This window comes from Acetobacter musti, from assembly GCF_011516835.1.
In the GTDB taxonomy this organism is placed as follows: Bacteria; Pseudomonadota; Alphaproteobacteria; order Acetobacterales; family Acetobacteraceae; genus Acetobacter; species Acetobacter musti.
This window is the reverse complement of sequence record NZ_WOTB01000006.1, coordinates 80,285-102,646: the sequence shown is the minus strand read 5'-3', so window position 1 is coordinate 102,646 and position 22,362 is coordinate 80,285. Positions and strand designations below refer to the sequence as shown.

The 22,362-nt window shown below is 62.0% G+C and carries 17 protein-coding genes; 8 read left to right on the top strand and 9 right to left on the bottom strand.

Annotated features, from left to right (window positions below):
• Positions 1-11: 11 nt before the first annotated feature.
• The gene (locus GOB93_RS06425) at positions 12-1,454 is read right to left on the bottom strand and encodes a helix-turn-helix domain-containing protein (protein ID WP_173582672.1); all 1,443 of its coding nucleotides are present in this window, start codon (positions 1,452-1,454) and stop codon (positions 12-14) included.
• A gap of 135 nt (positions 1,455-1,589) precedes the next feature.
• Here GOB93_RS06425 and aceA point away from each other — a divergent pair, with 135 nt between their 5' ends.
• The 5 genes from aceA to GOB93_RS21965 all read left to right on the top strand — a co-directional run bounded on the left by aceA (position 1,590) and on the right by GOB93_RS21965 (position 6,762).
• Positions 1,590-2,900 carry an isocitrate lyase gene (gene aceA, locus GOB93_RS06420; RefSeq protein WP_173582765.1) on the top strand — a complete coding sequence of 437 codons (1,311 nt, stop codon included), beginning with the start codon at positions 1,590-1,592 and terminating at the stop codon, positions 2,898-2,900.
• A 132-nt stretch (positions 2,901-3,032) separates the two neighbouring features.
• Positions 3,033-5,252, top strand: a complete 2,220-nt coding sequence (locus GOB93_RS06415) for a malate synthase G (protein WP_173582671.1) — start codon at positions 3,033-3,035, stop codon at positions 5,250-5,252.
• Positions 5,253-5,379: 127 nt separating this feature from the next.
• Positions 5,380-5,823: a CidA/LrgA family protein gene (locus GOB93_RS06410; protein WP_173582670.1), complete on the top strand. Its 444-nt coding sequence runs from the start codon at positions 5,380-5,382 to the stop codon at positions 5,821-5,823.
• The gene (locus GOB93_RS06405; RefSeq protein ID WP_173582669.1) at positions 5,823-6,572 is read left to right on the top strand and encodes an LrgB family protein; all 750 of its coding nucleotides are present in this window, start codon (positions 5,823-5,825) and stop codon (positions 6,570-6,572) included. Before GOB93_RS06410 ends, GOB93_RS06405 begins: the two co-directional genes overlap by 1 nt.
• A gap of 64 nt (positions 6,573-6,636) precedes the next feature.
• Positions 6,637-6,762, top strand: coding sequence for a hypothetical protein (locus GOB93_RS21965; RefSeq protein ID WP_277877217.1), 126 nt, complete (start codon positions 6,637-6,639; stop codon positions 6,760-6,762).
• Between the two features lie 97 nt (positions 6,763-6,859).
• Here GOB93_RS21965 and GOB93_RS06400 read toward each other — a convergent pair whose 3' ends face one another.
• The 7 genes from GOB93_RS06400 to GOB93_RS06370 all read right to left on the bottom strand — a co-directional run bounded on the left by GOB93_RS06400 (position 6,860) and on the right by GOB93_RS06370 (position 17,443).
• Positions 6,860-9,658, bottom strand: a complete 2,799-nt coding sequence (locus tag GOB93_RS06400; protein ID WP_173582668.1) for a ligand-binding sensor domain-containing diguanylate cyclase — start codon at positions 9,656-9,658, stop codon at positions 6,860-6,862.
• Positions 9,659-9,951: 293 nt separating this feature from the next.
• Positions 9,952-11,010, bottom strand: coding sequence for a peptide chain release factor 1 (gene prfA / locus GOB93_RS06395; RefSeq protein WP_173582667.1), 1,059 nt, complete (start codon positions 11,008-11,010; stop codon positions 9,952-9,954).
• Positions 11,007-12,269, bottom strand: coding sequence for a histidine--tRNA ligase (hisS, locus tag GOB93_RS06390; RefSeq protein WP_173582666.1), 1,263 nt, complete (start codon positions 12,267-12,269; stop codon positions 11,007-11,009). Before hisS ends, prfA begins: the two co-directional genes overlap by 4 nt.
• A 110-nt stretch (positions 12,270-12,379) precedes the next feature.
• Positions 12,380-13,540, bottom strand: coding sequence for a flavodoxin-dependent (E)-4-hydroxy-3-methylbut-2-enyl-diphosphate synthase (ispG, locus tag GOB93_RS06385; RefSeq protein WP_173582665.1), 1,161 nt, complete (start codon positions 13,538-13,540; stop codon positions 12,380-12,382).
• A gap of 181 nt (positions 13,541-13,721) precedes the next feature.
• Positions 13,722-15,080: a helix-turn-helix domain-containing protein gene (locus GOB93_RS06380; protein WP_173582664.1), complete on the bottom strand. Its 1,359-nt coding sequence runs from the start codon at positions 15,078-15,080 to the stop codon at positions 13,722-13,724.
• A gap of 1 nt (position 15,081) precedes the next feature.
• Positions 15,082-16,167 (bottom strand): NAD(P)H-dependent flavin oxidoreductase, encoded by a 1,086-nt coding sequence (locus GOB93_RS06375; protein WP_173582663.1) that lies wholly within the window; start codon positions 16,165-16,167, stop codon positions 15,082-15,084.
• Positions 16,168-16,189: 22 nt separating this feature from the next.
• On the bottom strand, positions 16,190-17,443 hold the full coding sequence (locus tag GOB93_RS06370; RefSeq protein ID WP_173582662.1) for an aspartate kinase: 1,254 nt from the start codon (positions 17,441-17,443) through the stop codon (positions 16,190-16,192).
• A 276-nt stretch (positions 17,444-17,719) separates the two neighbouring features.
• On the opposite strand from GOB93_RS06370, the gene ubiG reads away from it, so the two are divergent.
• The 3 genes from ubiG (at position 17,720) to GOB93_RS06355 (ending at position 21,724) form a co-directional block, all read left to right on the top strand.
• The gene (gene ubiG, locus GOB93_RS06365; protein WP_173582661.1) at positions 17,720-18,550 is read left to right on the top strand and encodes a bifunctional 2-polyprenyl-6-hydroxyphenol methylase/3-demethylubiquinol 3-O-methyltransferase UbiG; all 831 of its coding nucleotides are present in this window, start codon (positions 17,720-17,722) and stop codon (positions 18,548-18,550) included.
• Between the two features lie 366 nt (positions 18,551-18,916).
• Positions 18,917-20,317, top strand: a complete 1,401-nt coding sequence (locus GOB93_RS06360) for a M20/M25/M40 family metallo-hydrolase (RefSeq protein ID WP_173582660.1) — start codon at positions 18,917-18,919, stop codon at positions 20,315-20,317.
• 249 nt (positions 20,318-20,566) lie between these two features.
• Positions 20,567-21,724, top strand: a complete 1,158-nt coding sequence (locus tag GOB93_RS06355; RefSeq protein WP_173582659.1) for an AI-2E family transporter — start codon at positions 20,567-20,569, stop codon at positions 21,722-21,724.
• Here GOB93_RS06355 and GOB93_RS06350 read toward each other — a convergent pair.
• The gene (locus GOB93_RS06350; protein ID WP_173582658.1) at positions 21,721-22,278 is read right to left on the bottom strand and encodes a flavin reductase family protein; all 558 of its coding nucleotides are present in this window, start codon (positions 22,276-22,278) and stop codon (positions 21,721-21,723) included. The two genes, GOB93_RS06355 and GOB93_RS06350, sit on opposite strands and share 4 nt — an antisense overlap.
• Positions 22,279-22,362 lie beyond the last annotated feature (84 nt).

The window sequence follows — 22,362 nt, the reverse complement described above, 5'->3', positions numbered from 1 at the left end:
CGGCTTTCTGATTATTCATGATTATGCAGGTCCTCGAACGGAATGGGACGGGCGACGCGCTGGTTGATGTCGGGTGTAAGACGGTGGGAGACGGGTGGGAAGGCCCGGGAGCGGCATTCGGTCCAGTCGCAGAGGTGGCAGGAGATACCGATCGGGGTGGGCCGTGCGTTCAGGTTGAGGCGGTCGGAATAGACGACCTCCCCTGCCCTTTCGATGGCGCAGCCGATGGCGACGACGTGGACGGGGCGGGCGTCGCCCCAGCGGGAGACGGTGCCGGCCTGGGTGCGGGCGACGGAGAGGAAGGTCATGCCGCTGGCGAAGGCGGCGACCTGGGTGTGGATTTCGCCGGGTCCGGAAAAGGCGGTGCAGGCGTTCCACTGCGGGCAGGGGTTGCCCTGTCTCGGGATGGGGAAGCCGCAGGCGGAGAAGCTTTTGGTGATGTTGCCGGCGGGGTCGTTGCGGACGAAGAAGAACGGGACGCCGCGTTCGCCGGGGCGTTGCAGGCTGGCGACGCGCTGGGCGGCCTGCTGAAAGGAAACACCGAAGCGGAAGCTGAGAAGTTCCAGATCGTAGCGGCAGGCGGTGGCGGCGTTCAGGAACGCGGTATAGGGCATCAGCAGGGCGGCGGCGGTGTAGTTGGTCAGGCCGATATGCAGGAAGGTCCGGGCTTCTTCCGAGCTGGGGTCTTCCTCGCGGATGAGGTTTTCGATGGTGTCCCGCGCCTCGAACAGCATGAGCTGGAAGGCCATCTGGAAGCCGCGGCTGCCGCGGGGCAGGAGATCGGAAAGGACGAGTGTTTTCGAGGAAGGATCGTAACGGCGCAGCACGTCGTCCACGGGCAGGACCTGGACGATGACGCCGTGGCGCTGGCGCAGGCGGGTGGCGAGGGCGTGGTTGACCTCGGACTGGGGCAGCGTTTCGCCGGGGCGGAAGCCGATGTCGCGGGCGATGTCGCGGCGGATGGTGTCGGCGATCTCTTCGAGAACGGGGAAGTGGTTCATCCGCTCGTCGTAGATGCGGCGGACTTCGTCCTGCGGCAGGATGAGGCGGCGGCCGCCTGGCAGGACCATGCCTTCGGCGTCGTGGCGGGCGGCGCGCCAGGCCTGGTGCAGGGTCAGGACGGCGCGGGCCACGGCGGGCTGGGCGGCGAGGACGGTGATTTCCTGGGCGGCGTTATCCATATCCGTGCCGAGTTCGGGGTCGGACAGGGCTTCGCGCAGCAGGGCTTCGAGTTTCTGTTCTTGGGTGCCGGACAGGGCTTCGATGCTGACATCGAGGGTCTGGGTGAATTTGATCAGCAGCGCGGCGGTGACGCTGCGCTGATCGTGTTCGATGAGGTTGAGGTAGCTGGCGGAAATGCCGAGGCGGGCGGCCAGGGTCTGCTGGGACAGGTTTCTCTCCTGCCGGAGCCTGCGGACGACGCGGCCGATCCGCGTGGCGGACGATGTGGTCATGACAGGATTTACAAATAAAGCGGAATTTTTGTAAAGCTGTTTACAACATTCATCTGAGGTTATTCCTTTTATGTGGAAGTAATTCCGGTTGTCATCTTAACTGAGAACATGACGAATCAGAAGGGAGACTTCACCATGTCACTTCAGGCCATTGAAGACCGGATGAACGATCAGGCGCGTTTCGCCGGTATTCGCCGCGACTACACCGCCCGCGATGTGGCGCGGCTGGCGGGGTCGTTCACGATTGAACACACCATTGCACGGATGGGTTCCGAACGTCTCTGGAAGCTTTTGCATGAGGAGCCTTATATCAATTCGCTCGGCGCGCTGACCGGCAACCAGGCGATGCAGCAGGTCAAGGCGGGGCTGAAGGCGATTTATCTCTCCGGCTGGCAGGTGGCGGCGGATGCGAACCTGGCGGGCGAGATGTATCCCGATCAGTCGCTTTATCCGGCGAATTCGGTTCCGAACGTTGTGAAGCGGATCAACAACGCGCTGCGCCGCTGTGATGAGATTGCGACTCTTGAAGGGGACCGCAACCAGTACTGGATGGCGCCGATCGTGGCGGATGCGGAGGCGGGTTTCGGCGGATCGCTGAACGTGTTCGAGCTGATGCGGGCGATGATTGCGGCGGGAGCGGCCGGGGTTCACTATGAGGATCAGCTCGCGTCCGAGAAAAAGTGCGGGCATCTGGGCGGGAAGGTTCTGATTCCGATTTCGCAGCATATCCGTTCGCTGAACGCGGCGCGGCTGGCGGCGGATGTGGAGGGGGTTCCGACGGTTCTGGTCTGTCGCACGGACGCGCATTCGGCGCAGCTGCTGACGGCGGATGTGGATGAGCGGGATCGTCCGTTCCTTTCGGGGGAGCGGACTTCGGAGGGCTTTTTCCGGATTAAGGAAGGTCTGGGCGTGGAGTATGCGATTGCGCGGTCTCTCGCCTATGCGCCTTATGCCGATCTTCTGTGGTGGGAGACGTCCGAGCCGAACCTTGAGGAGGCGACGCAGTTCGCGGAGGCCATTCACAAGGAGTTTCCGGGCAAGCTGCTGGCCTATAACTGCTCGCCGTCCTTCAACTGGAAGAAGAAACTGTCTGAGTCGGAAATCGCCAGTTACCAGAAGAAGCTTGGCGAACTTGGCTACAAGTTCCAGTTCGTCACGCTGGCGGGCTTCCATGCGCTGAACTACTCGATGTTCAGACTGGCGCACGGGTATGCCGAGCGGGGCATGGCGGCTTATTCCGAGCTGCAGCAGGCGGAGTTCGCGGCGGAGGTCGATGGCTACACGGCGACGCGGCATCAGCGGGAGGTCGGCACGGGCTGGTTCGACGCGGTGGCGACGATTGCGAGCGGCGGTCAGTCCTCGACGACGGCGATGCATGGTTCGACGGAGCACGATCAGTTCCACGACGACAGCATTGCGTTCGGCAAGGACAAGGCGCCGGCGTAAAGTTTCCGACATTCTTCATTCTTCTCTGTGCATCCGGGAACCGGTCTGCCTTCGGGCGGGCCGGATACCCTTTCCTTTATCGCTCTCTCCGGTTTCCGCACCGGGACGGCGCTCTGACCCAGGAGACACGACATGACATCGCGTATCCAGATCGAGTCCATCGGCGTCGATCGCACACTGCATCATTTCGTCAATTCCGAGATTCTGCCGGGGACGGACATTTCTCCTCTGACATTCTGGAGCGGGCTGTCCGCGCTGGTGGAGGAGTTCGGGCCGAAGGTCGGTCATGCGCTGGAGCAGCGGAACCGGCTGCAGGCGGCGATCGATGGTTTTCTGCTTGAGAATGGCAATCCGGACGCGGAGACGCAGACGCGGTTTCTGCGGGATATCGGATATATTGAGGACGTGCCTTCCGCTTTCGGTGTGACGTCGCCGGATGTGGACCCGGAGATCGCGCAGGTGGCGGGGCCGCAGCTTGTGGTGCCGGTCAACAATGCGCGTTATGCGCTGAACGCGGCGAACGCGCGCTGGGGCAGTCTGTATGACGCGTTCTACGGTACGGATGCGATTTCGCAGGTTGATCCGTTCGCGCCGGGGACGGGCTATAACGCGATGCGCGGACGGGCTGTGGTGCGGCGGGTGCGGCTGTTTCTCGATGAGACGGTGCCGCTGCTGATCGGCAGTCATATGGATGTCACGCAGTATTATGTGCATCACGGCGAACTGCACGCGAAGCTGGAATGCGGGCGGACGACGGGACTGCGGCATCCGACTCAGTTCGCCGGGTTCCAGGGGGCGCCGCGCGACCCGCGGGCGGTTCTGCTGAGCAACCGGGGGCTGCATATCGAGCTTCGGTTCGACCGGGAGAGTGTGGTTGGGGGCGCCGATCTGGCCGGGATCAGCGATGTGCTGATGGAGTCCGCGCTGAGCACGATCATGGATTGTGAGGACAGCGTTGCGGCCGTGGATGTGGCGGACAAGATTCTTGTTTACCGCAACTGGCTCGGTCTGATGCGGGGCACGCTGACGGCGGCGATTCCGCGGGCCGGGACGGTGACGACGCGGCAGCTTGCGAAGGACCGGCGTTACACGGCGCCGGACGGGTCCGCCGTGACGGTGCCGGGGCGAAGCCTGCTGCTGGTGCGGACGGTCGGGCATCACATGTTCACGGATGCGGTGGTCGATGCGGACGGGCGCGACATTCCGGAGGGGATTCTGGACGCGGCGATTCTGGCGGTGACGGCGCTGCATGATCTGCGGGGCAACAGCCCGGTGCGGAACAGCCGGACGGGTTCGGTCTACATTGTGCGGCCGAAGATGCACGGATCGCGGGAAGTGGCGCTGTCCGATGCGATTTTCGCGCGGATCGAGGACATGCTTTCGCTTGAGCGCAACACGATCAAGATGGGGATCATGGATGAGGAGCGGCGCACGAGCGTCAATCTGGCGGCATGTATTCACGCGGCGCGGGAGCGGGCGTTCTTCATCAACACCGGGTTCCTCGACCGGACGGGCGACGAGATTCACACCTGCATGAAGGCGGGGCCGGTGGTTCGCAAGGGCGACATGAAGAACACGGCGTGGATCCGGGCTTATGAGCAGCGCAATGTTGCGATCGGGCTGGCCTGCGGGCTGAGGATCGGGCCGGACGGGCATGGTCAGATCGGCAAGGGCATGTGGGCGATGCCGGACCGGATGGCCGACATGCTCGACCAGAAGGGCGCTCAGCCGCGGGCCGGGGCGAGCACGGCGTGGGTCCCCTCCCCGACCGCCGCGACGCTGCATGCGCTGCATTACCACGTGGTGGATGTCGGCCAGGTGCAGCAGGATCTGAGTCACCGGGCGCCGGCGCCGCTGGATGAGCTGCTGACCATGCCGCTGGCGCCTGACGGGCACTGGTCGGAGGAGGAGATCGCGGCCGAGCTGGACACGAATCTTCAGAGCATTCTCGGTTATGTGGCGCGCTGGGTGGATATGGGGGTTGGCTGCTCGAAGGTGCCGGATCTGAACAATGTCGGGCTGATGGAGGACCGGGCGACGTTGCGGATTTCGTCGCAGCATGTGGCGAACTGGCTGATGCATGGCATTGTCAGCGAGACGCAGGTTGAGATGGCGCTGGCGCGGATGGCGCGGGTTGTGGACGAGCAGAACCGGGACGAGCCGGGCTATGTGGCGTTGTCCACGCATCAGGACGGGCCGGCTTTCATGGCGGCGCATGATCTGGTGTTCGGGGGTGCGTTGCAGGCGAATGGCTACACGGAGAGCATTCTGCACAAGCGGCGGCGCGAGGCGAAGGTTCGTCATAATCTCGAGGATGTTTCGTATCCTGAACTCGAACTCGCGGAGGGCTGAGAGGGGATGCGTTCCGGCCGGCCGTTTGTGCCGGCCGGGATTCTGTCAGTCGCGTGATAGTGGTTTGCGTCCTGTCTGGTCTGAGGGCCAGATGGGCGTTTCTGTTCAGATTCAGTGAAAATGACCTATGCCGGAAGCGTTTTTTACTCTGCTGGTTTTTCAGCTCATCGGAACGGCGGTGCAGGCGGCGCTGAACCTTCCCGTGCCGGGGCCGGTCATCGGGATGTTTCTGCTTGCGGCCCTGCTGATCTGGCGCAAAGGGCGGGGGCTTCGTAAAGGCGGTGCCGGTTCGCTTTCCGGGGCTGTGGAGGCCGGAGAGACATCGGCCTCTCCGGCGCTTACGGCTCTGTCGCGGACGCTGATCGCCTGTCTCGGGCTTTTGTTTGTGCCGGCGGGTGTGGGGATTGTGACGGAACTGCCTGTGCTGTCGGAAAATGCTGTGCCGATTGCGGTGGCGTTGTTCGGTTCGACCATTCTCGGTCTTCTGGTGACGGCTTTTGTCATGCATCGCGCGGCCAGTGGTGGTGGCGCTGCTGAAAAACTGCCTGATACCGGCGGACAGGTGCTGTGATGGCGGGCGACTGGATTTCCGGGCCGGTTCATCGGCTTTATGTTCATACGTTCGGGACGCCGGGGACTGAATCCCTGTTCTGGCTTTGTGTTACGCTGGCGGTGTTCGGGCTGGGCATGAGGCTGCAGATCCGTCTGGGGCGGGCTCCGTGGGCTAATCCGGTGTTGTTTTCGATTGTTCTGGTTGCGGCGGGGCTGTTTGTGACCGGAACGCCTTACAGCACCTATTTTCAGAGCGTTCATATCATCAATTTCCTGCTGGGGCCGGCGACGGTTGCGCTTGCTATTCCTCTGGCGGACTCGATCAGGCTGGTGACGAGAAGTCTGCCGTCGATGACGCTTGCTCTGCTTGCGGGATCTGTGACCTCGGTTGTGAGCGGTGTTGCTCTTGTGCTGCTCTTTGGCGGCAGTCACGAGGTTGCGCTGTCGATGGCGCCGAAAGCGGTGACGACGCCGATTGCTATCGCCATTACGGTTCAGGCTGGCGGCATTCCGGCTTTGACGGCGGCATTTGCCATTCTTGGCGGGATTATCGCGGCGATGACCGGTGAAACGACGTTACGCCGTCTTGGCATTACGGACTGGCGCGCGCACGGGCTGGCCGCCGGCATTGCGGGAAGTGGCATCGCGGCGGCGCAGGTGGCGCAGAGAGATCCGGTGGGGGCCGCGTTTGCTGCGCTGGGGATTGGGCTGAACGGGCTGGTGACGGCGATTCTGGTTCCGGTGCTTTTGCATTTTCTGCCGGGGTGAGCGGGGGCTTTCTGTGATCTGGCGCTGCGGGGGGCGGGGTCTGTCCCGATGTCAGGATAAGAACGTGGCGGCCGCTCTGGTGGAATTTCCGGAGAGCAGCGCCGTTGCTGGTTTTAAGGAATATGGTGTGCAGATTGTCGTTTGCCGGCATCCGGGATTGTCACGTGGTCGGGAACGTGAAATGCTGTGATCTGATCGAAATTCTTCCGTACGTTCTGATATCCCGGCGCAGAATCAATGTGGATCAGAGGGTCACCGTAAATAACTCCGGGTGTATAAAATCAGCTTTAATCAGAAACGACTACACGATTTCTTCCGGCTCGTTTTCCTTTGTAGAGGGCGCGATCTGCGCGTCCGACCAGACTTGCGGGAGTGTCTCCCGGGGACAGGAACGCCAGTCCGATACTACTGGTGGCAATGATTGTATTTGAATCGAATTTGATGGGTAAGCACAGGATACGATGGATAGCATTGGTCTCTTCAATAATATCTTCCATAGTGCGAACGACGGGAAACACGACGATCAGTTCTTCCCCGCCGTAACGTCCCGTAATGACGCCTGCGGACGATGTCTGGCGCAGACGTAATCCGTATTGTTCCAGAACGAAGTCACCTGCCTGGTGGCCATAGGTATCGTTTATTAATTTGAAATGGTCGATATCGATAAGAGCGACCGCCAGGATCTCGTTCGGAGAAAGAGCGGAGACCAGATAGGACAATTCGTCGAATATTGTCCTGCGGTTTAACAGCCCGGTTAAGCTGTCAATTCGGGATTGCTGGCGTAACTGAGTCTGAACTTCTTCCATGACGCGCGTTCTGTCCCGAACGGCCTTGTCTATATTCTTTTTTCTTACGGAAATGTACCACCTGTATGTCGCGCCGGCTGCGATAAATACGATGATACTCCCGATTGAAAGCCAGCTCAGGAGCCCTGAGGAACGCCCCGTGTTTCCTGCCGGGTGAGCGACGAGATGAGCCGGGCTGGAAACTCTGTTGTTGACCGGATCTATGGCCTGAACGTCAAAGGAGATTTTATTTTTATCGAAGTTTAAATATTTCGCTTCTGATGAATTGACTGTGTGTGGTTCTTTGTCGATTCCGTATAAAATATACTTATATCTGATATATTCATTGTCTAAAAACGTAGGAGACGCAAACCTGATATTTAAGTCTCTTTCATTTTCAGGCCAGACTTCTGGAATGCCCCGGATGTCTGCTGAGCCAAGATAAGCTGATATTATACAGGTATGTAATTCAGGCAAAGGAGGCAGCGCATACGCGCCGGTAAAGCGGGAAAACCCGTTATCGGTGCCAAACCACATGGAGCCGTCATCATCTTCGCTTATTGCTCCGTATGAGATCTGATTCGATATAAGTCCCGAGGCGACATCGAAATGACGCCAGCCGCCGGAGGTTAAGACATCAAGTCCCTTCGTGCTGCCTGCCCACAGCCAGCCCCGGCTGTCCCGAAACAGCGACGTTATCTCGTCGGTGTCGTGGAGGTCATCTGGTGAAGATGCTGAGAGAGTCCCGTTTTCTGAAATCTCGATTTTCCGGAGGCCGCCTCTTACGCCGGCAATCCAGACGTCATTTGTCATGGTTACCGCAACGGATCGTCCCTCCCCTATTCCCAGGTCAGGGAGATTCAGTTTTGGTTCAAAGTAATCTTCTCCCGATTTCTGACGGAACAGCACATTGTCGGTCAGCGCCAGAAGTCTGCCGAACTGGTCGAACTGAAGGTCGTTGACCCGGCGGTCGTTCAGCGCAATGGCTTTGGGCAGACGGGCTGTCGGGTGAAGAGGTTCATCCAGGCGGACGATGCCCTGAGCCGTGCCAATCCATAATCGTCCGCCGCTGTCCAGCGCCAGCGCTCCGGTCAGCGGGGCCTGAGACGGCAGGCTGACTGATTTTCCTGTTCCCGGATCAATGCGGAAAAGGGCGGACCCTTTGCCGGCCGCCCAGATTGCTCCGTCTCCCGTGCGAAGGAGGGATCTGGCGTCGATATCGTAGTGTTCCGGCTTTTCGCCTGCGGTTTCGTTATTACGAAAGGCGTTGTAGCGAAATAAGCCCTTTGAGGTGGCGAGCCATAATGCGCCAGAGCTGTCGCGCCGGACTGCTGAAATCCGGCCGGAAGGAAATCCGCGGTCAGATCCGTAGCTTTCCCAGGAGGGAAAACCCGCAAGCCGCATGATTCCCTGTTCGGGGCGCGCAAGCCAGACCCCTTCCTCCCGGTCAACGAAAGCGGCTGAAATCTGACTGTTGTTATACTTCGATAAAAATTCAGCCGGTTTCCATTGTCCTGCGGGGGTGCGGATCAGTAATGTATTTTCACCCTGCGTCAGGATTGTGCCGTTGCGTGTCGCCACGAGAAAAATTCGGGACGCCGGGGATGTGGAAAATGTGCCGGGAATGGTTTCGGCGTTAATTTCATTGTCGGCGTGAATCTGTACGAGGCGATCCGCGCTGCGCGCGAACAGCGTTCCGTCCGGAGCGACCGCGAGAGCCAGCCATGTGTCTGCCGGCACACCTTCATGAGTTCCAAATCTGGTCGTGGCGCCGTCTTTGTGGCGGCAAAGCGCTGAGCCGCACGCGGCCCACAGCATATCACCGGCGGATGCGAGAGCGTGAAGAGGCTGCGTCGTAAGCGGGTCGCCCGGAGGAACCGGTCCGTCTTTTCTTTCATCGACAAACCGCTCCGTGACGGGCGGCTTTTCGCCTTCGGGATGGATGCGCCACAGACCTCCGCCCTGGGCGGGTCCCTCCCCTGCCAGAACGATGAAATCTTTACCTGACAGGGAAAATTGCGGGTTTCCCTGGATTTGCAGCGGGACTTTCCGGAAGGAAAGACCGGAACGCAGCCACAGGGTCTGTCCGGCCTGAACAAGCAGATTTCCGTCGGCTCCGCCCGCGAGAGCGGTGACGTGCGAAAAAGGCGTCTCACTTCCGCTGTCTGCGCGGGTAAATTCGCCGCCGGAGCTGACATACAGACCGGTTTCCGTGCCGGCATAAAAAAAGCCGTTACTGTCCTGGGCGAATGCGTTGACTGAGGCGCTGCCCGCGCCGGCCTGACCATCGAACAGGCGCATTGTCTGCGCGTGAAGGTCGGAGAAAAAGAGAACTGAGCCGATAAGGCAGAGAGACAGAAAAGAAGAAAACTTCGATGAAGCCGGAAACAGGTGCGTGCGGGCGGAGAAGCGATTAATTTCTTCTTTATTTTTTATAAAATACTGAAAATGACAGCGATTTTTATCTGAATTTCGCACGACGTCTTCGGACTGCCTTTAATGAAATGCAGTCGTTATTATAAAGAGGCCCTGTTATCAGATTATTAATTGCAGAAAACGCATTCCACGCGGGGCCGCAATACCGGTCGCGTGGATTAAATGCCTTCCGACGCAAGCCGGGCGGCCAGGTCGTCCTGGATCAGGGCGTCGACGATATCGTCGATCTCGCCGAGCATGATCCGGTCCAGCTTGTGGAGGGTCAGGCCGATCCTGTGATCCGTGACACGTCCCTGCGGAAAATTATAAGTGCGAATTCTTTCTGACCGGTCTCCGGTGCCGACCTGTGATTTCCTGTCGGCGGCGCGGGTCGCATGCAGGCTTGCCCGTTTCTGCTCGAAGAGCCGGGCGCGCAGGATCTTCATGGCTTTGGCGCGATTCTTGTGCTGGCTTTTCTCTTCCTGCATGGCCACCATGACGCCGGTTGGGAGATGCGTTATCCGTACGGCGCTTTCTGTCTTGTTGACATGCTGCCCTCCGGCTCCGGAGGCGCGATAGACGTCTATTCTCAGATCGCCCTCATCAATCTGGACATCGACTTCTTCCGCTTCCGGCAGCACGGCGACTGTCACCGTCGAGGTGTGGATGCGTCCCTGGCTTTCTGTCGTCGGAACACGCTGAACGCGATGAACGCCGGATTCATATTTGAGTCTCGCAAACACGCCGCGTCCGGTGATTGTGGCGATTCCTTCACGGAGTCCGCCCAGTTCACTTTCGTCGTATTCCATTAACTCGAATCGCCAGCCGTGCAGATCGGCATAGCGGCGGTAGACGTTGAACAGTTCGGCCGCGAACAGGGCCGCTTCGTCGCCTCCGGCCGCGGGGCGGATTTCAAGAATTGCGCTGCGGTCATCCGCTGCGTCATGCGGCAGCATGGCCATGCGGACTTCCTGCCGCAAAAGCGGAATCCGTTCCCGGAGCGCCCGGAGCTCGGCTTCGGCGAGAAGTTTCATTTCGGGATCGGCAAGCAGATGCTCGGCTTCCCGTTCCTCCGTCTGCGCGGTACGTAATTCGTTAATGCGCTGTACGAGAGGTTCCAGTTCGGCATATTCACGTGATGCCCGGGTGAAGTCCTCTCCGGTTATGCCGCTGGCCAGAAGCGCTTCAATTTCCTCCGCCCGTCCGACGATCCGGTCGAGGCGATCATCAAGGCTCACGTGTTCTGCTCTGCTTTCTTGCTGTGGCTCAGGAGGGAGGCGAGATCGTCCGGTCTGACTTCCTGCTGCAGGCCGTCAGAGAGATTGCGCAGCTGGACAGTGCCCTTTGCAAGCTCGGTTTCGCCGATGATGACCGCATGGGAAGCTCCGGCCTTGTTTGCGCGCTCCATGCGTTTTTTCAGATTGCCCCGCCAGGCCATCTCCGCGCGCACGCCGGCTGAACGAAGCAGAGTCAGCACCTGAACGGCGCGGTGTTCCGCCTCGTTTCCCTGTGGGATGACGGCGACCGGCGCGACCACTTCCGGGGGGGCTTCGAGCAGCATTCCGAGCCGTTCGATGCCGCCGGCCCAGCCTATGGCGGGTGTCGCCGGGCCGCCCATTTCCTCCACGAGGCCGTCATATCGTCCTCCGGCGAGCACGGTTCCCTGCGATCCCAGGCGTGTGGTGACGAATTCGAATGTGGTGTGGCTATAATAGTCCAGTCCGCGCACGATCCTTGGGTTGACGGTATAACTTACGCCGAAAGCGTTAAGGCCGTTGCGCAGATCATCCCAGAAACGCCTTGATGCGTCGTTGAGAAACTGATCGAGAAGGGGGGCGTCTTCGATCAGCAGCCGGTCGGCCTGTGCTTTGCTGTCGAGGATACGGAGCGGGTTATGTTCGAGCCTGACCTGGCTGTCTTCCGACAGTTTTTCACGGTGAGCGGAAAAATATTCCACGAGGGCGGTGCGCCAGGCTGTCCGGCTTTCAGTATCTCCGAGTGTGTTCAGCTCAAGGACCACCTCGTCCGCGATACCGAGGGCGCCAAGCACGTCCCGGCCCATTGCGATGACTTCCGCGTCGGCGAGGGGTTCGGAGGGACCGATCAGTTCAGCGCCGATCTGATGGAACTGCCGGTAACGGCCTTTCTGGGGGCGCTCGTACCGGAACATCGGGCCGGCGTAGAAGACTTTCTGCGGCAGCGACTGTGTCAGCCCGTTGGTGACGAGTGCGCGGCAGATTGCGGCGGTCCCTTCCGGGCGCAGGGTGAGTGACTCGCCGCCGCGGTCCGTAAAGGTGTACATCTCTTTTGACACCACGTCCGACGTGTCGCCCAGCGAGCGGGCGAAGACGGATGTGTTCTCAAAAACGGGTGTCGCCCATTCGTCGAAGCCGTAAAGGCCGGTCACCCGGCGCGCGGTCTCGGTGACATGGGCGTGACGCCGCTGCTGCTCGCCAATGAGATCATGCGTTCCACGGACGGGCTGAGCGGCGTTCACAGATGGTCTCTCCACAAAACAACGTCTGGCCGGGGGCAGCTTGCGTTCGCCGGCAGACGTTCAGATCAGTTAACAGAATACCGGAAAACGGCGGCTGACCGTCCGGGCCGTTATTTCGCTGTCTCCAGATCGGGAAGCGACGGTGCGATCCCTTCCGCTTCCTGGCGGGCTTCTTCCGCCTGGATGCTGGCGACGCGTTCCTCGACCAGATCCACGATATGCTCGATCATGGACGCGGCGGGGACGGTGTGATCCTGCTTGCCCGCGGAATAGACCATATGGCGGCCGGAGCCGCCGCCGGTGACGCCGAGATCGGTCATCAGCGCTTCGCCGGGGCCGTTCACCACGCATCCGATGATCGAGAGCGTCAGGGGCGTCTTGATGTGGGCCAGCCGGTCTTCGAGGGTCTGGACGGTCTGGATGACGTTGAAGCCCTGGCGTGCGCAGGACGGGCACGAGATGATCTTGACGCCCCGGTGACGGAGCCCCAGGGATTTCAGGATATCCCAGCCGACCAGGACCTCTTCTTCCGGCTCCGCCGAGAGGGAGACGCGCATCGTATCGCCGACACCGGCCCAGAGGAGGTTGCCGAGGCCGATCGACGATTTGACCGTGCCGGCCCGCCGGCTGCCGGCCTCGGTGATGCCGATATGCAGCGGGTGGTCGCACACGTCGGCGAGCTGCTGATAGGCGGCGACCGCGAGGAAGACGTCCGAGGCCTTTACGCTGATTTTAAATTCGTGGAAGTCGTGATCTTCCAGAATTCTGGCGTGTTCCAGAGCGCTCTCGACCAGCGCGTCCGGATTGGGCTCTCCGTATTTTTCCAGAAGATGCTTTTCGAGCGAGCCGGCGTTCACACCGATTCGGATGGAGCAGTTGTAATCCTTCGCGGCGTTAACGACTTCGCGGACGCGCTCAGCGCTGCCGATGTTGCCGGGGTTGATGCGCAGGCAGGCCGCGCCGGCTTTTGCCGCCTCGATGGCGCGTTTATAGTGGAAGTGGATATCGGCCACGATCGGGACGTTGACTTCACGAACGATCTCGGCGAGCGCGGCCGTGCTTTCCTCATCGGGACAGGAGACCCGGACGATATCCACGCCGGCGAGTTCGGAGCGGCGGATCTGTTCGATTGTCGCCTGGGCGTCGCTTGTCAGCGTGTTGGTCATCGTCTGAACGGAGACCGGCGCATCGCCGCCGACGGCGACCTTGCCGACATGAATCTGCCGCGACTTGCGACGTTCGATATGCTGGTAGGGGCGGTAGCCACTCATCGTTCAATCCTCCTGTCGAGGCGAAGGCCGAAGCCCTGGCTGGATATAGGTGCTGGACGCACATACTGTTTGGGGCTCTTCCTGCCAAATCTGGAAGCCGATGGCCATAGGGGAAGAGCGTTGTGCGGTTCGCGAAACCGGGAAAACTGACAGGACGCGGTCTGTCATGTCTTTACGCAGCTTAATGTTGTCCGGAAACCCCGCCTGAGCCGCGCATTGACTGAAGCTGCACTGCATTCAGATCATCCGCTGACGGCTCATGAGCGGGTGGCTGAACCGGTCGCACGCGGGGTCTGATAACCGGTGGGGGCGGAAGGGGGACCGGCGCGCCGGCTGCGCTGGCATCCGCGTCTTCTCCGGTCCCGGCTGGCGTCTGCGGGCCTGGAGAGGCGGGCGATGGTGATGCCGGGGCGGCGATGCTTCCGTCCCGTATTGTGTCGGGTGAAAGGACGATATTGCGCCGCACGGCTCCGTTGCGGCCGAGCGGAACGGTGGTCACGCCGTCTGCGGCCAGGGTGATTCCGCCGGCGTTTCCTACGGTCAGGGTGAAAGGCGCTCCGTCAGCGGGCAGAGGCCAGCTTTCGCCGGGCTGCATGATGTGGTCCCACAGGACTTTTCCGTCACCGGCTTTGACCTGAATCCAGCTGGTTGCGATGGCCCTGATTGCCGGGGGTTCGTGTACGGGCACGGCTGTCGGGGCCGGAATGGCCGCTTCTGTGCTGTCTGAAGGGTTCGGAGCGGTGGGCGGGTCGGTGTGCATGACTGAAGGAGCCGGCGAATCCGCTGATGTGTCAGCGGATGAGGGCATGTTCAGGGCGGTGGTCATGCCAGTGGTCGTGCCGGTGGTCATGTCAGTGGCGGCTGGCGAGGGTCTTTGCTGACCCGGGGTCTGCGACGGGCCTGCGCCCGGCATCATCGATGCGATCTGCGGCGAGGGCAGCGGGCCGGATCTGACGCCTGGCATAACGCTTGCGACGGGCGGGATACGCTCCGGCGGCACCGGGTCGTGTCCGACCATACGATACCAGCCGATATAGGCGCCGATGATGACGACGATGCCGGTCAGCACGATCGCTCCGGCCGGCACGGTCCTTTCCTGCACAGGCGCGGGAAATTCGAGTTCCGGTTTCCGCTCGACGCCACGGGTTTCGCGTTTGAAGCGTGACACGACCTGTTCGGCCGGGAAGCCAAGGGCTGCTGCGTATGTCCGCAGGAATCCGACGGCATAGGCGTTGCCGGGAAGCTGGCCGGGGTGTCCGTGTTCGAGCGCTTCCAGATAAGGGAGGCGTATTCTAAGCCAGGCGGCGACATCGGGAAGGGACCAGCCCAGAGATTCGCGCCGGATGCGCAGGGCAGTGGCGACGCCGAGGGTCGTGAAGTCAGGCAGGGGTTGCTGCGCGGCATCGGCGTGGCTTCCCTGCCCTCCGTCACCCTGCGGTGAGTCCGGCGCGGCTCCTGATTCTCCCGCATGACGGGCGCGCAGGTCGTCCTCGTGACGTCCGGTGCTCAATTCGATCAGCTCCCTGGAGTCGACACCCAATTCAGTGCTCCCGCCGGTCGCTTCGGCGTATCAGGGCTTCAACGGCCTGGTCGACCAGTTCGGCGATAATATCTTCGACGGACTGCACGGATCTGACCATGCCGACGGACTGTCCGGCCATCACGGAGCCTGTCTCCACGTCGCCGTCAATGACCGCGCGGCGCAGGGCGCCTGCCCAGAAATGTTCGATTTCGAGCTGGGCCTCGTCCTTGCTGAGTTCGCCGGCCTGAAAACGGCGCAGCGTTTCGGCCTGGTGGGTGAGGAAGCGCTGGCTTCCGTCGTTGACCAGTCCCCGGACCGGGATGACGGGGAAGCGGGGATCGAGCTGGACGGAGGTCAGTGCGTCGCGGGCGTTTGCCCTGATAAACGCCTCCTTGAAACGGGGATGCGCGATACTTTCGGCGGCCGCGGCAAAGCGGGTTCCGAGCTGGGCGCCGGCGGCTCCCTGTTCCAGGAAGCCCACGATGGCGTCTCCCCGGGCGATGCCGCCTGCCACGAAGACCGGGACTTCCGTGATATGCGGCAGGATTTCCTGTGCCAGAACCGTGAGCGATACCGGGCCGACATGGCCGCCGGCTTCCGCGCCTTCGATGACGAGGGCGTCCACGCCCATCCGGATCAGGCGCTTCGCCAGCACGAGGGCCGGGGCGAAGGCGATCACTCTGGCGCCGCCTTCTCTGATGGCGCGGATGGCCGATGACGGCGGGATGCCGCCTGCCAGGACGATGTGGCCGACGCCGGCGCGCAGACAGACCTGGACGAGGTCTTCAAGCTGCGGATGCATGGTGATCAGATTGACGCCGAAAGGTTTCGTCGTAAGCGCCTGGGTGGCGGCGATTTCGGTTTCCAGAAGTTCGGGGGACATTGCGCCGCAGGCGATGACGCCGAAGCCGCCGGCGTTCGAGATCGCGGAAACAAGATGTCTTTCGCTGACCCACGACATTGCGCCGCCCAGGATCGCATATTCGGTTCCGAGAAAATCTGTTCCCGCCGCCCAGAGGCGGTCGAGTTCATGTCGGGCGGCGGTTCTGGCCCGATCGGCGGCGGGGGTGCTGGTCCCGGCGGGGGACGTGGAGGTATCTTTCATACGAAACTCGGCGACCTCCGGATCAGGCGGCATCAAGGCCGTAGGCGGTGTGCAGCGCGCGGATGGCGAGCTCAGCATAATCCGCGGCGATCAGGACCGAAACCTTGATTTCACTGGTGGAGATAACCTGCACATTGATTCCGCGGTCCGACAAAGTGCGGAACATGGTGCTGGCTACGCCTGCGTGAGAGCGCATTCCGACGCCCACGACGCTGATCTTGACCACGCTGTCGTCGGTCAGAAGTTCGCCGTACTGCGTGACTTCGCGCGCGGCCTCGACCAGGGCGATCGCGCGTTGCAGATCGGCCTTTCCGGTGGTGAAGGTCATGTTGGTCATGCCGTCCTCGCCCGTGCTCTGGACGATCATGTCGACATTGATATTCGCGTCCGCGAGGGGGCCGAAGATCGCGGCGGCGATGCCCGGCCGGTCGGGGATGCGGCGCATCGATATCTTTGCCTCGTCGCGGGAATACGCGATGCCGGTGACCAGTTCCTGTTCCAAAATCTCGTCCTCATCCACCACCAGCGATCCTGGCAGGCTGCCGTCCGGTGCCGCGGCGTTATCTGAAAAGCTCGACAGCACCTGCACGCGCACGCGTTCTTTCATCGCCAGTTCGACGCTGCGTGTCTGCAGCACTTTAGCGCCGACGGAGGCCAGTTCGAGCATTTCCTCGTAGGTAATTTTATCCAGCTTGCGGGCCTTCGCAACGATACGCGGATCGGTGGTGTAGATCCCGTCCACGTCCGTGTAGATGTCGCAGCGATCGGCCTTTACCGCCGCGGCGATGGCGACGGCGGAGGTGTCCGAGCCGCCCCGCCCCAGCGTTGCGACGCGCCCTTCGGCGTCGACGCCCTGGAAGCCGGCGATGACGGGGACCTGGCCTGACTGCATGCAGGCGATCAGGCCTTCTCCGTCGATCGAACAGATGCGGGCTTTTCCATGCGCGTCATCCGTGCGGATTGGAACCTGCCAGCCCTGCCAGGAGCGGGATGCGACGCCGAGGCTCTGCAGGGCGATGGCGAGCAGGCCGCTGGTGATCTGCTCGCCGGCCGCCACGACGGCGTCATATTCACGCGGATCGTGCAGGGGCGACAGGGCCTCGCAGTAACCGACCAGCCGGTTTGTGACGCCGGCCATGGCGGAGACGACGACGGTGACTTCGGAACCTGCGTCGACCTGGGCGCGAACCCTTCTGGCTACGGCGCGGATACGGTCCAGATCGGCGACGGATGTGCCGCCGAACTTCATGACGATCCGGGGTGCGGTACGCTCCATGGTCTTATTCTGACTCCGTCCGGGCCGCTGGCTGCGACCTTTATCCTGTTGCTTCACATCCGGGCTCCGCGACTGCTGCGTGCGCCGGATGTTCCCGAATTCATGCAGGCCAGCCCTGGCGGAGGAAGGTCATCCGGGCCGGTTTCTGTCCGTCCGGGGTTGCGGACAGGCGCGGCGTTCGGCAGGACGGGCCATTGCGAAGGCGTGCAAGCGGCGTGACATAACCTTCGGCCCGGCTTACGTCCAGCGGCGACTGCAGAAGAAAGGCCTCGTTTTATGCATCCCGACTATAACTCTGCCTCAGGTGAAAACGCTGTTGCCGGTGGTGTTGCCGGTGGTGATGTCGCCGGAAACGATGTCGCTCTGGCCGGACAGGATGCGCGGGGCGGGTCCGTCTCGGCGGAGGAGATCGCGCGCTTCGGGGCGATTGCGCGGGAATGGTGGGACCCGGCGGGGCCGATGCGGCCGCTGCATGCGATGAATCCGCTGCGGATCGGCTGGATCGACCGGCATCTGCCGCTGCGGAGCAGGAAGCAGCCGCGTCTGCGGGTTCTCGATCTGGGCTGTGGCGCGGGGCTGGCCAGTGAGGCTCTGGCGGCCGCCGGGCATGACGTGCTGGGGCTGGATGCCTCGGCGGAGGGGATTGCGGCCGCGCGGCAGCATCTGAAGGAAAACCCGCTGCCGGCGTCGGCGGGTTCCCTCACCTATCGGGTCGGCAGCGCGGAGACGCTGGTGGCTGAGGGAGAGACGTTCGATGCGGTGGTGGCGCTGGAGATTATCGAGCATGTGACGGACCCGGCGGCTTTCATGGCGATGCTGGCGGTGCTGGTCCGGCCGGAGGGGCATGTGTTTGTCTCGACGATGAACCGCACGGCGCGGGCGTTTGCCTTTGCCAAGATCGGGGCGGAATATGTCATGCGTCTGTTGCCGGTCGGGACGCATGACTGGCGGAAGTTCGTGACGCCGGCGGAACTGGCGGGGTTCGGGCGGCGGGCCGGATTGCGGCTGCAGGACATGGCGGGGATGACGCCGGATCTGTTCGGGAACCACTGGCGCGAGAGCCGGGATACCGGTGTCAATTATATCGCGGCGTTTTCACGAGGCTGATTAAGGGGCCGGACTTTGGAAACGGTTTCAAAAGCCTTTAATGCACAGAAATTCTCATAACAGGCTGATTTTGCTTTGTTTTTTCTGGTCCCGATCAGCTGTTTGCTGCAGTCAGGATCAGAGCGCACTGTCGCGATAAATCTTTGAAAAAGTTTTTGGGTGCCGCCTTTTTTCAAAAAGGCGGCGTCTTCTGAAGCTTTCCGGAAAAAGCTTCACCAGAAACGTCCTTATAATTTACAGGACATTTCACGAACAGGCATTTGAAACAGTCTCCTGACGGGGCGGCCGGCGGGTGCGTTTATTTCCGGATTATTTCTGATAAGAAACGTCGGATGGTGCCGATGGTGTTCCGGGAGTGACGGGCTGATGCGTAAAATCCTGACTTTGCTTGCTCTGACGGCGGCGCCGGTGATGACCGGCTCTCCGGTCCGGGCGGAGGTCGTGGCTCATCCGCAGGCGGACGGGCAGGCTCTGGATCTGGCGGAGAAGGCGATTGCGCTGCGCTCTGTGGCGGGACCTGGCAACAGGACGGCGGATGTGGCGGCACTGTTCCGGTCGGCGCTCCTGGCGGGCGGGTTTCAGGCGAAGGACATTGCGATCACGCCGCTGGGTGGCACGGTTTACATGACGGCGACGTGGCCCGGGAGCGATCCGTCGCTGAAGCCGCTGGTGTTTCTGGGCCATATGGATGTGGTGGAGGCGAAGCCGGCGGACTGGAAGCGCGATCCGTTCACGCCGGTGGTGGAGGATGGCTATCTGTTCGGGCGCGGGGCGACGGACATGAAGCTGGATGACACGCTGCTGATTGCGTCGGTTCTGGAGCTGAAGCGTCAGGGATACCGGCCGAAGCGGTCGATCGTTCTGGCGTTTTCCGGCGATGAGGAAACGGAGATGCGGACCGGCGCGGCGCTGGCGGACAGGCTGGCGAACGCGGAACTGGTGATCAATGTCGACGGCACGGGCGGCGTGACCGGTGAGCGGAGCGGGAAGCCTGAGTATTTTGCCTGGGCGGGCGCGGAGAAGACCTGTCTGGATTTTCAGCTGACGGTGACAAATCCGGGCGGACATTCCTCCGAGCCGCGGGCGGACAATGCGATCGACCGGCTGGCGGCGGCGCTGCTGCGGATTCAGGCGTATCATTTCAGGCCGGAGCTGAATGACATTACGCGGGCCTATTTCACGGAGGCGGCGAAGCTGGAGCCGGGGGCGCAGGGCGCGGCGATGAAGGCTTTCGCGGCCGATCCGGCGGACGCGAAGGCGGTTGCGGTGCTGAGGGCCGATCCGGCGATGGCGGGGCGGATCGGGACGACCTGTGTGGTGACGACGATCGGGGGCGGTCATGCGCTCAATGCCCTGCCGCAGCGGGCGGTGGCGAATATCAACTGCCGGGTGTTTCCGGGACATTCCCGGCAGGAGATTCTGCATGAGCTGGAGCGGGTAGTGGCCGATCCGCAGGTCCGGGTGACGGATGTGACGGAGGGTGCTGTTGAGACGCCGGCCTCGCCGATGCGGCCGGACGTGGTCGGGGCGATCACGCAGGCGATTGACGGGATTTATCCGGGGCTGCCGGTGATACCGGCGATGAAATCCGGCGCGACGGACAGCATGTGGTTTCGCGCGCATGGCGTGCCGTCCTATGGCGCCAGCCCGCTGTTCATCAGGCTGTCGGAAAATTTCTCGCATGGTCTGAACGAGCGGACGCCGGTTGCGGCCATTTCGCCGGCGGTGGACTATTTTCTGTCGGTGATACCGGCGCTGTCGCACTGATTTGCCGGGTGGGTCTGAGGGGTCTGGTTGTGTGCGGTCATGACGGGCGTGGTGTGAATAAATACCTGATGTGTCGTGATGCCAGTCTGGTAAAGGAAGGAAACGATTTCTGGCCGGAGGCGTTCGGGATGAAGTATCCGGTGTGAAGTCCCCTGCCCTGTCCTGTTATGACCGGGTCGTGGTTCTGTTCGCGTGGACTGCTGTTCGCGACGGGTTCCGGTTTTTCTTTCTTCCTGTTCTGAAGGCCATATGCACGACGATACTGTTTCCCGTGAGGGCGCGTTTTCTGAGACACCGGATGAGGCTGACAATCCGGTGAAACCGTCCCGGAGAGGGTTTCAGGTCCGGGCGCAGGGTGTTCTGGCCGTTCTGGTTGTTGTGCTGACCCTGTATACGCTCGGGCGGTTCCGGCTGGCGGTGGCCTGGGGCGGGATTCTGGCGATTGTGTGCTGGCCGATGATGGCGTGGGTTCGCAGGCGGTGGTCGCCGCGCCATGCGGACACGCTGATTCCGGCGGCAGTGGTGGTGGCGATCGCGGTGGCGTTTGCGGCGCCGGTTCTTCTGATCGGCACCGAGGTGGCGAAGGAGACGCATGACGCGACGCAGTGGTTCGGTCAGGTGCGTCAGAACGGGATTGCGGCGCCGGGCTGGCTGGGCGAGCTGCCGTTTGGCAGGGCTCAGGCCCGGCAATGGTGGGCGGACAATCTGGCGGACCCGCAGGGTGTTCAGGATCTGATGCATCGTCTCAGGCCGGAGCAGGCGCTGGACGCGGCGGAGCATGTCGGCCACGGAGCGGCGAATGGCACGGTTCTGCTCGCCTTCTCGCTGCTGGTGCTGTTTTTTCTGCTGCGGAGCGGGCGTGAGGTGACGGACCGGATTACGGTTCTGACGGACCGGCTGCTGGGCGTGCGGGGCGGGATGGTTCTGAAGCAGGTTGTCGGGGCGGTGCGCGGCTCGATGGCGGGGCTGGTGCTGGTCGGGCTTGGCGAGGGCCTGCTGATCGGTGTCTCCTATGTGATCGCCGGGGCGCCGCAGCCGGTTCTGCTTGGGATTCTGACGGCGGTGGCCTCGATGATTCCGATGCTGGGCGGGTTTGCGGTGCTGATCGCGGTGCTTCTGATCCTGATGAAGGGCAGTGTGGGCGCGGCGGTGGCTGTGGGTGTGTTCGGGATGCTGGTTCTGTTCCTGGCGGATCATTTTATCCGGCCGGTGCTGATTGGCGGGTCGATCCGGCTGCCGTTTGTCTGGGTTCTGCTGGGGATTCTGGGCGGGCTGGAGACCTGGGGACTGGTGGGTCTGTTCGCCGGGCCGGTGCTGATGGCGGTGGCGCATCTGATGTGGCGCTTCGGGTCGTCGCGGGGGATGGCGCGGCTGCGGGGAGAGCGGGCTGGCGGCGGGTCTCTTTAGTCCTGGAACTGTTTCCACAGGATCATGCGATCCTGGAGGTTGATGACCGGGCCGTCGATGGTGAAGGTGCCGTCGCCCCGGTGATGGAGTGTGCGCTGTTCGGGACGGTCGGGGCTGATCCAGGCGGCGCGGGGTTCGAGTATCCAGAGACTGAGGCGTTCGACCATTGTTGTGTCGGATACGTGGCATTCGATGTTGGCGAGGCAGTCCGCGATGAGGGGTGCGCTGACGGTTTTCGCCTTTGACTGCGTGAAGCCGAAGCGGGTGAATTTATCGGTGTTCTGACCGGAGCAGTTGCCGATATCGACCATTTTTTCCGCAAGATCGGCGCCGGGGATGGCGATGACGCATTCGCCGGTGTCCCTCAGTGCTGTGTAGCTGTGATCCCATGGTCCGATGATGCAGCCGATCAGAGGCGGCCTGTCGTGCTGAATGACCATGTGAAAGCCCATGGTCATGACATTGGGCGGGCCGTTTTTCGGGCGGGTTGTGACCAGGACGACGGGGCCGGGCTCAAGGAGGCGATACACTTTTGAGACGGGGTATTTTCGCATGAGACAGCGCCTTCCGGGCATGGTTTCGGTCTGTGACCGGGTGGTCTTTCGTGGTGGGCGGGATGTGGATATGAACATCGTTCG